General features: G+C 42.2%; 14 protein-coding genes. 7 read left to right on the top strand and 7 right to left on the bottom strand.

What is annotated here, in order from left to right:
- Positions 1-86: 86 nt before the first annotated feature.
- The 5 genes from betI (at position 87) to AUR67_RS19470 (ending at position 5,878) form a co-directional block, all read left to right on the top strand.
- Positions 87-677 carry a transcriptional regulator BetI gene (betI, locus tag AUR67_RS19490; protein ID WP_055020667.1) on the top strand — a complete coding sequence of 197 codons (591 nt, stop codon included), beginning with the start codon at positions 87-89 and terminating at the stop codon, positions 675-677.
- 1 nt (position 678) lies between these two features.
- A complete protein-coding gene (gene betB / locus AUR67_RS19485; RefSeq protein WP_054554308.1) occupies positions 679-2,142 on the top strand; it encodes a betaine-aldehyde dehydrogenase in 1,464 nt (487 codons plus the stop codon).
- Positions 2,142-3,812: a choline dehydrogenase gene (gene betA / locus AUR67_RS19480; RefSeq protein WP_058586478.1), complete on the top strand. Its 1,671-nt coding sequence runs from the start codon at positions 2,142-2,144 to the stop codon at positions 3,810-3,812. The genes betB and betA overlap by 1 nt, the downstream gene beginning before the upstream one ends.
- Before the next feature lie 129 nt (positions 3,813-3,941).
- A complete protein-coding gene (locus tag AUR67_RS19475) occupies positions 3,942-5,159 on the top strand; it encodes a choline transporter (RefSeq protein ID WP_058586477.1) in 1,218 nt (405 codons plus the stop codon).
- Positions 5,160-5,170: 11 nt separating this feature from the next.
- Positions 5,171-5,878: a TorF family putative porin gene (locus tag AUR67_RS19470; RefSeq protein ID WP_058586476.1), complete on the top strand. Its 708-nt coding sequence runs from the start codon at positions 5,171-5,173 to the stop codon at positions 5,876-5,878.
- An 86-nt stretch (positions 5,879-5,964) separates the two neighbouring features.
- Here the strand turns inward: AUR67_RS19470 and AUR67_RS19465 are convergent, their stop codons facing one another.
- From AUR67_RS19465 to AUR67_RS19455, 3 genes are read right to left on the bottom strand one after another with little or no spacing between them, the layout of a single operon-like run.
- Positions 5,965-6,180 carry a hypothetical protein gene (locus AUR67_RS19465; protein WP_054562273.1) on the bottom strand — a complete coding sequence of 72 codons (216 nt, stop codon included), beginning with the start codon at positions 6,178-6,180 and terminating at the stop codon, positions 5,965-5,967.
- Between the two features lie 48 nt (positions 6,181-6,228).
- Positions 6,229-7,119 (bottom strand): dienelactone hydrolase family protein, encoded by an 891-nt coding sequence (locus AUR67_RS19460; RefSeq protein ID WP_058586475.1) that lies wholly within the window; start codon positions 7,117-7,119, stop codon positions 6,229-6,231.
- A 48-nt stretch (positions 7,120-7,167) separates the two neighbouring features.
- Positions 7,168-8,319: a hypothetical protein gene (locus tag AUR67_RS19455; protein ID WP_058586474.1), complete on the bottom strand. Its 1,152-nt coding sequence runs from the start codon at positions 8,317-8,319 to the stop codon at positions 7,168-7,170.
- Between the two features lie 127 nt (positions 8,320-8,446).
- Here AUR67_RS19455 and AUR67_RS19450 point away from each other — a divergent pair, with 127 nt between their 5' ends.
- Both AUR67_RS19450 and AUR67_RS19445 read left to right on the top strand, forming a co-directional pair.
- Complete coding sequence (locus AUR67_RS19450) at positions 8,447-8,911, top strand: MarR family winged helix-turn-helix transcriptional regulator (protein ID WP_058586473.1); 465 nt, start codon at positions 8,447-8,449, stop codon at positions 8,909-8,911.
- Positions 8,912-8,997: 86 nt separating this feature from the next.
- A complete protein-coding gene (locus tag AUR67_RS19445; RefSeq protein ID WP_058586472.1) occupies positions 8,998-9,747 on the top strand; it encodes an RIO1 family regulatory kinase/ATPase in 750 nt (249 codons plus the stop codon).
- 32 nt (positions 9,748-9,779) lie between these two features.
- Here the strand turns inward: AUR67_RS19445 and AUR67_RS21520 are convergent, their stop codons facing one another.
- From AUR67_RS21520 to AUR67_RS19425, 4 genes are all read right to left on the bottom strand, one after another.
- Positions 9,780-11,192 (bottom strand): family 43 glycosylhydrolase, encoded by a 1,413-nt coding sequence (locus AUR67_RS21520; RefSeq protein WP_058586471.1) that lies wholly within the window; start codon positions 11,190-11,192, stop codon positions 9,780-9,782.
- A gap of 251 nt (positions 11,193-11,443) precedes the next feature.
- Positions 11,444-11,914, bottom strand: a complete 471-nt coding sequence (locus tag AUR67_RS19435; RefSeq protein ID WP_058586470.1) for a hypothetical protein — start codon at positions 11,912-11,914, stop codon at positions 11,444-11,446.
- Positions 11,914-13,065: a PepSY-associated TM helix domain-containing protein gene (locus AUR67_RS19430; protein WP_152996551.1), complete on the bottom strand. Its 1,152-nt coding sequence runs from the start codon at positions 13,063-13,065 to the stop codon at positions 11,914-11,916. The genes AUR67_RS19435 and AUR67_RS19430 overlap by 1 nt, the downstream gene beginning before the upstream one ends.
- A gap of 100 nt (positions 13,066-13,165) precedes the next feature.
- The gene (locus AUR67_RS19425; RefSeq protein WP_054562265.1) at positions 13,166-14,005 is read right to left on the bottom strand and encodes a mechanosensitive ion channel family protein; all 840 of its coding nucleotides are present in this window, start codon (positions 14,003-14,005) and stop codon (positions 13,166-13,168) included.
- Between the last annotated feature and the right edge of the window lie 4 nt (positions 14,006-14,009).

Below are 14,009 nucleotides of genomic sequence, written 5' to 3'. Positions count from 1 at the left end.
CGGCTGTTTACAATTTGTCAACCTTGAATTGCCATGCTCATTACCTTAACCTTTATTTTAATTGAACGTTCAATCAATAAAAAATTATGCCGAAAGTTGGAATGGAACCTGTTCGTCGTCAGCAGTTAATTGACGCCACAATAGAGTCGGTTGCAGAGCTTGGTTTGCAAGGCACCACCATAAATAGCATTAGTAAAAAGGCAGGCTTATCGTCTGGCATTATCAGTCATTATTTTGGTGGTAAGCAGGGCTTAATTGAAGCCACTGTGCGTTATTTATTGACCAGCTTAAAGCAAGCACTTTTGAATCAAGTAACGCCACAAACTAGTCCAGAGCAACGATTAATGTTTATCGTTGAAGCAAACTTTTCGCGTATTCAGCAGCAAAGCAACAACACCAAAACTTGGTTGAGCTTTTGGGCGCATTCAATGCACGACGCCCAGTTGCATCGCTTACAAAACGTAAATAGTAAACGTTTATTTAGTAACTTATTAAGCTCATTCAAACAGTTAATGAGCGATAGCGATGCCAATTTAGCTGCTGAGCTAAGTGCAGCCATGATCGATGGTTTATGGCTAAGAGCCGTATTAAGTAAGTCAGACCAAGATCAATTCGAAAATTGTGAGCGATTAGCCAAAGACTACATTCGTTCACTGATAAAACAGTATGGAGCCTAAAATGACCACACCTGTTTACGAAAATTTTATTAATGGCCATTTTTTAAAGAATCAAACTGGCGATACCTTTGCAGTTAAGAACCCTGCAACGGATGAAGTGATTTATCACGTTGAAATCGCTGATGAGTTTATTCAAAACGCGGCAATCGAAAGCGCAAAACAAGGGTTTGCAGCATGGTCTGCAATGACACCAATTGAGCGTAGCCGTATTTTATTAAAAGCCGTGGCAATCTTACGCGAACGTAACGATGAACTAGCAAAAGTAGAAGTACTTGATACGGGGAAGCCTTGGCAAGAAGCCGAGTGTGTCGATGTTGAAACTGGCGCCGATGTTATCGAATATTTTGCTGGTCTTGCTCCTGCGCAAGTGGGTCAGCAACAAATGGTTGGCAATGACTTTTACTACACACGTAAAGAGCCTTTAGGTATTTGTGCCGGTATTGGTGCATGGAACTACCCACTACAAATTGCTTGTTGGAAATCAGGCCCAGCACTGGCTGCGGGTAATGCGGTTATTTTCAAACCTTCTGAAGAAACACCACTTGGTGCAATTAAACTTGCAGAGATTTTTATCGAAGCGGGTGTACCTGCTGGCGTATTCAACGTTGTGCAAGGCGCTGCTGAAGTAGGGCAATGGTTAACAGCAAACCCAAATATTGAAAAAGTGTCTTTCACTGGTGAAGTAGGCACAGGCAAAAAAGTAATGGCAAGCGCTGCTGGTTCACTTAAAGATGTGACCATGGAGCTTGGCGGTAAGTCACCGTTATTAGTATTTGATGATGCCGATGTATCACAAGCTGTTAGTGCGGCAATGTTAGGTAATTTTTATACGCAAGGTGAAATCTGCACTAACTGTACGCGCATTTATGTGCATAAAAATGTTTATCAGCAGTTTATTGATGAGCTGAAAACACGCACTGAGCAAAATATTATTGCTGGCGACCCAATGGATCCTGAGGTGAATTTAGGGGCGCTTATCTCTAAAAAACACCAAGAGCTAGTACTTGGCTATATCGATAAAGGTATTCAAGAAGGCGCAACCTTATTAACCGGCGGTAAGGCACTATCACCAGCATCTGCGCCAAACGGCTACTTTGTGGAACCGACCGTTTTTGTCGACTGTAAAGACGACATGACCATAGTTAAAGAAGAGATCTTTGGCCCGGTAATGAGCGTGTTGGTGTTTGATGATGAAGATGACGTTATTCAGCGTGCAAACGATACGCACCTAGGCTTAGCCGCAGGCGTGTTTACTAAAGATATTCAGCGTGCACACCGCGTGATCCACCAACTACAAGCCGGTATTTGTTGGATAAACAGCTATGGTAATTCACCTGCAGAAATGCCAGTAGGTGGTTACAAGCAATCAGGTATCGGCCGTGAAAACGGTATCGAAACCTTAGATCACTATACCCAAACAAAATCGATTTATGTGGGTATGAGCAATATAGAGAGTCCATTTTAATGAGTACACAGAACTATGATTACATCATAGTCGGTGCTGGCTCAGCAGGCTGCGTGTTGGCAAACCGACTATCAGCAGACCCTTCTAATAAGGTGTTATTACTTGAAACGGGTGGTAGTGATAAAAGCATTTTTATAAAGATGCCTACCGCGCTATCAATCCCAATGAATACTGACAAATATGCATGGCAATTTCATACCGAGCCAGAGCCATATTTAGATAACCGTCAAATGCACTGCCCACGAGGTAAGGTGTTAGGTGGCTCATCATCGATTAACGGCATGGTCTATGTACGTGGTCATGCCAAAGATTTTGATGAGTGGCAGCAACACGGCGCTAATGGTTGGGATTACCAAGCATGTTTACCGTACTTTAAACGTGCTGAATCATTCTACTTAGGTGGTAACAGTTACCGTGGCGATAACGGCCCATTAGGGGTTAATAACGGTAATGAAATGGCTAATCCGCTTTATAAAGCCTTTATCAAAGCGGGCCAGCAAGCAGGTTATGCTCAAACTGATGACTACAATGCAGCCCAGCAAGAAGGTTTTGGGCCAATGCATATGACAGTTAAAGATGGCGTAAGAAGCTCTGCTAGCCGTGAGTATTTAGACCCAGTTAAGTCACGTAAAAACTTAACGCTAGTCACCGGTGCTTTAGCTGAAAAAGTTTTGCTAGAAGGCAAAAAAGCCGTGGGTGTTGAGTTTTCAGTATCTGGCTCTAAGCAGCAAGTATTTGCAGCAAAAGACGTTATTTTAAGTGCGGGCCCAATTGGCTCACCGCATATTCTGCAATTATCAGGTATTGGTGACAAAGACATCCTGAGCGAAGCGGGTGTTGAGGTTAAACATCACTTACCAGGTGTTGGCCAAAACTTACAAGATCACTTGGAGTTTTACTTCCAATATAAGTGTAAGCAACCAATTACTTTAAACGGCAAATTAGGCCTTGTTTCAAAAGGGCTAATTGGTGCTCGTTGGTTATTAAATCGCTCAGGTTTAGGGGCGACTAACCATTTTGAATCATGTGCATTTATTCGTTCAAAACCGGGTGTTGAATGGCCAGATATTCAGTATCACTTTTTACCAGCAGCCATTCGTTATGACGGTAAAAGTGCCTTTGATGGTCATGGTTTCCAAGTTCATGTTGGGCATAACAAACCAAAAAGCCGTGGTGCAGTAACGATTAAGTCAGCGGATCCACAGGTTGCGCCTAAGATCCAATTTAACTACTTACAGCATCAAGATGACATTGAAGGCTTTAGAGCTTGTGTACGTCTAACTCGCGAGATTATCGAACAAAGTGCGTTTGATGAATATCGCGATGGTGAAATTCAACCCGGTAAAGATGTTCAAAGCGATGAAGAAATCGATGCTTTTGTTCGTCAGGCGGTTGAGAGTGCTTACCATCCGTCGTGTTCGTGCAAGATGGGTGAGGACGAGATGGCCGTGGTTAACTCGCAAACTCAAGTACACGGGATCGAAGGTTTACGGGTTGTGGATTCATCTATCTTCCCAACCGTTCCAAACGGTAATTTAAATGCGCCAACCATTATGGTGGCAGAAAAAGCGGCGGACCACATTTTAGGTAAGCCTGTGTTATCGGCATCAACTGCAGATGTTGCCATGGAAAAACAATGGCAATCAACGCAGCGTAGTTCGGAGATCTAATAAGGCCACCCGTAGTTTCGGCTGTGGGGCTTGCAGTGGCGCGCATCACGAGTTGTTTGTGGTGCGTTAATGCGAGGAATAAAACTGGAGAAACAATGAAGTATTATTACTTATTTTGGGGGGGTAACTATGACCTTTTGGCTTAGTGCTGGCATCATTTTTACCCTGTTAGCAATTGCGGTTATTTTATTTAAATGGGGTACGGTTAGGTGTGTTGGCGTCACACCGGTTAGAACGTTTACGTTCATTGCAATTTTATTTACATCGGGCCTAGACGTTGGCTTGATTATGTTTCCACTGACAGAGTTTGCAGGTTATGCAGACATAAAAGCAAGCCCAGAGTATGCGTTTGCCAATCCTCTAGCCATCGAGTTTGGTTATTGGGGCTTCTTGATCTGGGGATTTTATTTCCTTACGTGCTTTTATTTCTGTGTAATAGAACCCAAAGTAAAGTTCTTTGAAATTGCTTGGGTAAAACTAATTAATAACATCGTTATTATTGGTACATGCGCATTTACTGCATTTTTACTGCTGTCGAATTTACCTTGGTATTTGCCGTCGCTTGGTGATGGTGAGTCAATTATTCCGACATTCTACTTAATGGTGTTTGCAGCGATTTGTTTTGCTGTTTATTCGAGCACAGACATTAAGTATGTACGCTTTTTAAGTATTTCTACTACTTGGTTGTTTATCGCTTTAATCGCATTTATGTGGTTCGGTGCCTTTGTTGGTTCTGATGCACAAACATCAGCATTTGTTGATAACCTTGCGTTGATCGGCGGTTACTTTGGCAATATCAATGAATTTATATTACCGCTGAATGATTACCATGCCTTCTACCTGTTTTGGTGGTTTGCTTGGAGCATCATGATTGGTCAATTTACCTCACGCTTTGTGGGTGGTTTAAAAACTTACCAAGTGCTGGCGGCTATGTTGATTTTCCCGTCTATTCCAATCGCCATCTGGTTTAGTGTTTTGTATCAATATCATGAAGCGGGTATTGCAACAGCAGGCCTGAAAAACATCGCTATGGTGTTTGTTGGTGTGGTGTTTGTGATCAACTCACTTGATTCTTTGATCCGTTTATACACAGATAACCTAAACTTAACGGTGAAACGTTTAGGTAAATTTAATTATATTGCCTTAAATGTGGTGGCGCTTTCATTGTTAACCCTGCTGTTTAAGTTCGACTTTTTACAGATCCAATGGGTTGGTGCGCTCGTTATTGCGTTATTTTTCGGCTGTGCTGCGTTTATTGGCTACAGCAAGTTAAAAACAGTGAAAAATATCGAAGGCTCACCAAAAGACAATAAATTAGATTACACAAAAATAGAAACAGTTAGCTAAGGGAAACCAACATGACAACAAGACAAACAGTATTAGCAGCAGCGTTGCCATTGGCATTACTATCGACATCAGCCATGGCTGACTTATCGACTACGGTTACATTGGCATCAGATTACACCTTCAATGGTGTAAGCCAAACTATGAATGACCCAGCGATTCAGGGCAGCTTAGATTATGCCTTTGCAGATTCAGGTATGTATGTAGGTACTTGGGCTTCAAATGTAGATTTTGGCGATGGCACAGACATCGAGTGGGATGCGTATTTTGGTAACTATGCTGAGTTAACTGACACCCTTAGTGTTGATTATGGTATTGCTTACTACTCTTACCACGGTGAAGATTACTCAAGCGATGGCAACTACCCTGAAGTGTATTCGAAATTTGGTTATGCCAGCAGCATTGGTCAAGTAGAGCTTAACTTTTGGTATACTTGGGATTACTTTGGTACTGGTGCAGGCCATTTAATCTACATGGTAGCGCACACATTTGAAGTAGCGCCAAATCATGCAATTCGTGCCAGCTTTGATGTATCTAATTCATTAGATGGCGATAAGTTTAGCTGGGATGGCAGTGATAAGTCATACAAGCATTATCGTTTAGCGTATCAAACGAGCTATGCGGGCTTTAATATTGAAATTGCAGGTGAGAATACCAGCATTGATTCTGAGTACGCAGACGAGCGAATTGTTGCGTCTATTTCACGTAGCTTTGATTTATAAGTAGAGCGTTATAAGCTCGGCTTTAAAATGAAACGGCTAACCTTAGTTAGCCGTTTTTTTATGTCTAGAATACTAGAGTATAAGAATTAAATCTCTTCGCCTTCGTGTTGCATCGCTAAATCATCAAGCTCTGCAAGGGTGTAATCAAAACCACTGGTATCGACTTCGTAGCGTATTTTTACGCCATAACCGCCTTGGCAAAGACTCGCAGTGACTTTAGCCACCGACCAGTGCTTAAGCTTGTTTAAAAACCGATTGGCGGTTTGCTGTGAGTCAAAGCGATAACTGACTTGCGATTCCATCTCTTTTCTAGCCTAAAATTTTTTCGAGAGTGTATGAAATTGCTCTGTTTAAATCAATTGCTCATTGAAAAACGCCAATGTGCGTTGCCAAGAAAGCTCCGCCTGCTTTTCATCATAACGAGAAGTAGAGTCGTTATGAAAACCATGATTTGCTTGCTCATACATGTGCATAGTGTAAGGCACTTGATGCGCTTTTAAGTCGCTCTCGTATTCTGGCCATGTTGCATTAACGCGTTTATCAAACTCGGCTAAGTGTACTAGTAGTGGGGCTTTGATATTTTGTCTGAGCTCTTTAACGGCAGGAGTGCCGTAATAAGGCACGCCCGCATCAATCAGCTTGCTATCAACTGCTGCTAGGTAGTTAACCATATAGCCACCAAAGCAAAAGCCTACCGCACCAAGTTTGCCGTTACTATTTGGGTATCTTTTTATGTATTCTGCTGCGGCGATAAAGTCTTGTTGGATTTTTTGTTTATCCATAGAGCGCTGCATGGCGCGGCCTTCATCGTCATTGCCAGGGTAGCCACCAAGAGGGTGTAATGCATCTGGCGCAAAGGCAATAAAACCGGCTTTAGCAAGGCGGCGAGCAACATCTTTAATATAAGGGTTTAAGCCTCTGTTTTCGTGGATCACTAATACTATTGGGAGCTTGCCCGTTAAATTAGCAGGTTCGACTAAATAGCCTTTACCTTCGCCGTGACCTTTAAACGAATCAAAGGTTTTATAACTGGCTTTGATATCAGGGTCATTAAAGGATACTTGCTCAGCTAATGCGTAGTTTGGCAGTAAAGCGCTACTTAGCATTGCCATTGAATAGCCAAGGGCAGCTAAGCCACCCAGCTTTTTCATAAAGGTGCGACGGTCCATTAAGCCATGGGCGTATTCATCGTACCAATCGAAAGCTTCTTGGGGAATGTGGTTATGGCGTTGCTCAGTCATACTTATATCCTTTAAAAACTAGTTAGGTTTATAACTTTAGCTGAAATATCAGCGATTAACAGCCAGTTGCTTTGTTTGCATTACTACGTCCATAAAGCGGCGTTGCCAAATGGCCTTAAAGGCTTTGTTAAATAGGTATAAAAATATTAGCGGCATTAATAACAGCTTTAAAATCAGCAGTGACAAGATATTCAAAAAGTCGATAAATAAGTCTTCGACGGCTGCCACCATGTTACTAATGCCAGAGGTGACGGTATCGATAATTTTACTCACCTGCGACGATTGGTCTTGATTGAGTGATGCATTAAGGTTTTCTAGTTTCTCGTTTAAGGCGTCTTTGTCTTGATTTAGCTGTCTTTGCTGGTTCAGTACTGCATTAAATTGCGCTGTTAATTGCTGCTTTTTATCAAGTAATGGCTTGGCTTGTTCAAGCTCAGTAAAGGTCAGTCGCTCAGACAAGCTGCGGGTTGCTTGAATCGCTTCTATTTGGGTTTCGACCTCTGCTAAATCACCTTTGAGCTCAGTGGCTCGCTGGTGGTTTTTAATCTGCTGCTCATTTAAGAGAGAGAGCTTGTCGAAGATGGTTTGTTTTTCACTATCGACCTCGGCTTTTAGCTTGGCTGATAGGGCAGAGGTGTTATTTGCACTGCTATTCACTGTCTCGACTTTTTCGCTCACGATTTCACTTTGCTGGTTTATTTGCTCATCTAAGAATATTTGGCTCACGAGGCCAGTTGTAAGCACCACAGCAGGCACTAAAAAGCGAATTAAAATCAGACTCGCCATAATTTTATGACGCAAGTTAGGTAAGAAGTTACGCCATTCACAAATAAAGTAAGCGACAACCGAAACTGTAAATACACCACTAAAAATAACCCCAGAAGAAATGGTGTATAAAATGCGCTGTAAAAATAACGAGCCTATTGCGAGGCGCATGGCATCCGACATGTATTCAGCTAAGTCATTTACTGGGTCGAGTAGTTGTGCAGGTTGAATACTCGCAATACCAATGCCCACTTCGGCTGATTGCAATAGTGATATAGCAGCATTAACTGTACGAGATGAAGCGTACACTAGGGTTGATTGCACAAGAGCGCTGTCGATAAAGCGCATAATGAAATGGTTATAATGCTCTAGCCAACAAAGAAGTAGCAGTATTGTAAGAGATAAATACTTGATAATATGTTGTTTAGTTAGCATAACGCCCCCGACAGTTAGTACGCTTCTCCACGCTACACTATTCATAGCCGTTGAAGCAATCTAATAGGATTGAATTATTTTTCCGATTAACTGTCTATGAATTGCTATTAACCGCTTTAGAGGAAATATGAAAGAACCTGCATCAATTGGCCAGTGCTGTATTGAAGATTTAGATCCCGTGCAAGACTTAGGTCGCTTAGTCTCTTACTTACGTTCAAACCTAGTGACTCATCTTGATAATGCTTTAGAGGATAAAGAGCTAACCTCAGCTCAGTACATTGTGGTTGTGCTACTTGCGCGTGGTAAAGTAAATACCTTGGCTGAGCTTTGTGAGCACATGATGTATGACCGCGGTGCCATGAGTCGGTTACTTTCTCGTTTAGAAGACAAGGGCTTAGTTGCTAAAAAGCAATCAGTTGAAGATCGCCGTTCAACTCTTTTATGCCTGACTGAAAAAGGCCAACAGCTTTACCCGGAAATTTTACCCACTGTAAATGATATCTATCGCAGAGCACTCACAGGCTTCTCTGATGATGAGCAAGAGCAACTCGCAAGCCTACTGTTTAGAGCAATTCATAATTTAAAAGCATAAATTTCTCTAAGCGGTACATTGTCGCTGTAGACGCATTTTGATAATATAGTTGCCTAGGCACTTAATTTTAACAAGTCCGGGTTGTTATGTTTGAATCATCTTTGCTTGCAGAGCTTCACGCTCAATTTCCAGCTCATCAATTTAGCCCAGAAGGTTTGTCGGTTGTTCACACAGGCCGCTTTGCCAATGCCATTGTTTATCGTTATAAAGACGCGAAATTTGATCTAATTATTAAAGACTTTCAGCACAGCCCATGGTGGGTGAGAAAAACCATCGCGCCGCTATTTATCAATCAAGAGTACAAGGGGCTGGCACGCCTGCAAGACGTAGACGGAGTGGTCGATAACTTTTGTCGTTTGTCATCAATTGCTATTGCTTATGATTTTATTGAAGGCACGCCACTTCGCCAGCTTGCCTTGCAACAGCAGCATTTACCGGGTGAGTTCTTTAAAGAGTTTGAGCGTTTGGTAGCAAAAATGCATCGCCGCGGCGTGGTGCACCTCGACTTACGTAATTTAGGTAATGTTATTTGTTCAAAAGACGGCAAGCCTTACATTATTGATTTTCAGTCAGCGATTCGCTTTGCACGCTTTCCTCGCTGGTTACAGCGTTTTATGCGTGGTGCCGATATGAGTGGGGTTTATAAAGCATGGCATAAGTTAGCCAAAGACTCGTTACCGCAAGCAAAGGCTGATTATTTGCACGACTTTAATCATGTGCGTAAGCGTTGGATTTTTAAAGGTTATCCGATTCAACGTGCCTATTTATGGTGTAGCGGGGCAGTAACTCAGATTCTTAATTCTGAATTTGTTCGCAGTATATTAGAGAGATTGTAAAAAGCGCGCTTGCACGCGCTTAGTGGGGAGAACTAGTATTTAGGCCAACCGTTTGCATCCCAATTCAGGGTGCTGATGAGCAATTTAGGGATACCATTATCACCTGCATCATAGGCATGACGAACAATCACATCGGTATTTAAAATGTCTTGTCCACCCGGACCTACCCATTGGCTATTACCCGCATCAAGAATGCTCCCGCCGCTGGCTAACATGTCGGTGCCATTTTTATCTAGGTATGGACCGCGGATGTCACTAGAGCGACCATACGCAATACGGTAAGTACTATTCGTGCCATCACAGCATTTGCCAACTGAAACAAACAAATAGTAATAGCCTTGGCGATACACTATGGTAGGTGCTTCGATACCACCAGAGCGACTTGCTAAAGAGTAGATTTGGCCAAATGGTTTCATGGTCATTGGGTTAATACGCGTTAGTTTAATACCCGAATTCCATGAGCCAAAGGCAAGCCAAGGTGCACCATCTTTTGCTACCACCAGATCAGGATCAATGGCGTTATAATTATTGCTATTGGTCGTGTTAATTACTAAACCATCATCACGCCAATCACCCGCTGCCACACTACTTGCTGAGGTAAGACCAATAGCGCTGACACGTGAACCAAAGGTCGAAATCGAATAATAAAGCCAGCTACGACCATTGTAGCTTTTTAATTCAGGCGCCCAGACATCAATTCCATCATGATCTGGCACATAGTTACTCCACCAGCTTAAGCCATTTGAGAAAATTGGTTGTGCATCATTCCAATCTACACCGTTGCTTGAATATTTACCGTAAATACCAGGGCCTGTTTGAAAAACCCACCAAGTGCCATTTTCATAGCTAAGGGTTGGATCGTGGGTGACTAAATTACCTGTAAGTGGCCAGTGATCTGCAGCGCCATTGGTTGTGGATGGATCCCAAGGGGTTGATTCAACATTAGCAAGCTTGGTTAGCTGCCACTGCTGTGCATCGCTGCCGTTATAGCTCCACTGGCTAATATTCGCGCCATCGTTGCCATCAAAAGCATAAAGGTCGAGTGCCTTACCACTGTGATCGTTAATAAAGCTGTAATAGCCGCTACCTTCCTCATTAATTTGCCAGTGTTGGCTGGCAAGATCAGCGTACTCATATTGCACCACATTGCCGCCATCGGCAGTCGAGAAGTCAAACACTTCGAGGGCTTTACCACTGTTTAAGTTAATAACCGAATAGTTGCTGCCACCTATGTTGGTGATTAACCAGCGCTGGGTGTCGTGATTGGTGTCAGCCCACTGACTAACATTTGCACCATCGTTGGTTTGCGCGCTGGCTACTTCAACAAATTTAGCACTGTACTTTGATTTAATGGTGTATACGCCATTATCAATCGCATAAGCATTGGGCAGTATGAGTGTTGTTGCCAAGCTGAGTGCAGCCAGGGCTTTTTTTGAAAGTATCATTGTGTCTCCAAATCATTGTTATTGAGCTTTCCTTGTGTGTTCTGCTCCTTGGATGAGTTTTGATCAACACCAACTCTCTTAAGAGGATTGATGCAAATGAAAACTATTTATAATACTTTATTATATTATTACCTTTGTAAAGGTGATCGGTAAAAATAATTAACAAAAATTTTACCTTTAACTATTTTTGAAGGGACTTTAGTGTTTAGCTGAGATACAAAAAAGCCACTCAGTGAGTGGCTTTTCGGATGTTATTGAGTAATAAACTGGCTGGGAATATCCCATTTGAGGGTATGCAGTTGGCCTTGCCAAGTTTGTATTGTGATCCACAGTTTATCATCTGCTGAGATGGTTTTAGGAGCTATCGCGTGGGCGTGCTGACCATGATTGGTGCCATGCATTATGCCTTCTTCATCTTTAGCAAACTCTGTTAGTGCTAAAGGCGCTTGGCCAATGTTTAAATACGCCTGACGAACATTGCTTATGTCACCTTGATTAAAGGCGATAAAGAAATCTTTCACATACTCATTGTGGTGTGAGTACGGGGCATCTTCATTTAGCGGCATCGGGGCGATTTTAAATTCGCCCGCTTGTTGCTCTTGCCAAAGTGCAGGAAACTGAGGGTTTAATGACTGATAAATAAACCACATAGGCAAAGCTAGTATCACAGCATGCAAAATATACTTTTTACGCTGCCACCAAGTTGCTTGTAAACGAGCCATTAGTTTGCCTCCTGAACGTTATTTACTGGCGCTGTTTGGCGCGCTTTTACTGGTTTGTTATTAACTAATTTAGCGGCATACATCATAAAACCAGTGATCGACATACCACTTAAAATTAAACCAAAGATAAACCAGATAACCTTTGTCCACAGACCGCCAATGTTACCGTAATGCAGCGGATCGGCGATATGTGAAAGGGTGAGTAATCCCGACATAGTTTCTGGGCTTTTACTTGCAGCAATTTCACCCGTCCAAGGATTGATTGAAGTTGAGTAAGCGTAGTTATCGTAGAAAATAGTATCGCCACTGCCCATGATATTAAACATGCCGCGGTTATGCTCTGGCAGCATCACATAACTAGGTTTGAAATCTGGGAATTTCTCTTTGGTAATAGCCAGTGCTGCTTTTAAATCGGTTGGCGGTGTTTGTTTATTCGCAGGCAAAGTTGAAACCGCCACTAGTGGTGCATGCTCTTCTATGTCTATTTCGTTATGCCACATGATGGCTTGCACTAAATACCACAGGCCTGTTAGTGCCATTACTGCCATAAACCAAATTGACCAAACGCCACTTAGGGTATGTAAATCTTTTAGAAAGGTTTTTTTACCTTGGTTAAAACGTAGTTTTGGCTGACTAAATGCGCGCCAAAAGTTTTTATAAATCACTAAACCAGTTACTAGTGCACCTAAAATAACAAAAGCCATAGCGCTGACGAGGTAGTAACCTACGCTGTAACCTTCTTGCCAAGGAAAGAATAGCCAGCCGTGCAGGGTACGCATAAATTCAATGAATGAGATAGAGTCATTAACCGCTTGAACTTCGCCGGTGTATTGATTGACGTAAGCCACAGCATAAGGTTTGTCGGTATCAGTGAAAATAACTGCATTAACCAAGTAAGGCTCATAAGTGAGTACACTCATTACATCGGCAGTCGGGTAGGCTTTTTCAACGCTATTAATAACTTGATCAACACCAAGTGCTGGTAAATCATTTGGGTTGTTTGCACGTGCTTCACTGTTGGTCAGCCAAGTAAGCTCATGGCTTATCACAGATACAGTGCCTGTGACGCAAATAAAGCAAAATAGCACCCATACTGGGAGCGAAAACCAACCATGTAGTTGGAACCAAAGACGTTTACTCATGGTAAAAATAGCCCGACGTTAATTGATGATAGTAATTGTTATCATTTAAATTGTACTACAATCTTTTGAACAAACACAATCTCTGTCGACGAGCTGCAAAAAAGGCGCTTTAAGCGCCTTTATCATTAGTTTGATTGAGGGTAACAATTCGTTGTGGGAAAGGTATTTCGATATCCGCTCCTTGAATTGCTTTAAATACATTGCGGTTTACCGCTAATTTAGTCTCAATAATTTTGGTGGTTGGCACCCAAAAGCGATAGCTCAAGGTAACACCGCTCTCAGCAAAACGCTCAATACCGACTTGTGCATGAGGAGAGTCACTAACTAGCTCATGCTCGTCTAATACTTTTTCGATAAGCTCAATAGCGAGGTCTGCATTGGCATCATAAGCGATGTCTATTTCACCTTTAACTAATGAATAGCTAAACGAGTTATGTAAAATCTCACCAACAATATGTTTGTTAGGAATGGTGATTTCGACTTTTTCTTCGTTAATCAAAATTGTGTGACCAAGCTCAATGGTTTTAACTTGTCCGCTGACGCCCTTTACTTCGATGGTATCGCCAACAACAAATGGCCTTGTTGCAATGATAGCAAGGCCCGCACCATAGTTTGAAAGCATGCCTTGCATTGCTAAACCAGCACCGAGTGATGCAGCACCAATGGCAGCAACAAATGGGGTCACACTTATACCAATTTTGCCAAGGGCAATAACCAAGAACATGATGATCAGCAATACTTTGATGACATTACTGACAAAGTTGGTGAGGGTAATATCGATATTGTGACGCTGCATAAGGCCAGCAACCATATTCGATACTTTTTGCGCAATCCATAAGCCAATAAATAGAATTAAGATGGCACCTAAAATTTGCATACTGTAGGTGACCAAATATTCCATGATCAGATTGTAGTATTTTTCGACTTGCTGTATTTCTGAGTCAATCATGTGT

Source organism: Pseudoalteromonas sp. XI10 (genome assembly GCF_001469895.1).
GTDB lineage: Bacteria > Pseudomonadota > Gammaproteobacteria > Enterobacterales > Alteromonadaceae > Pseudoalteromonas.
The sequence above is the reverse complement of the archived record's forward strand: the minus strand, read 5'-3'. Positions and strand labels throughout refer to the sequence as shown.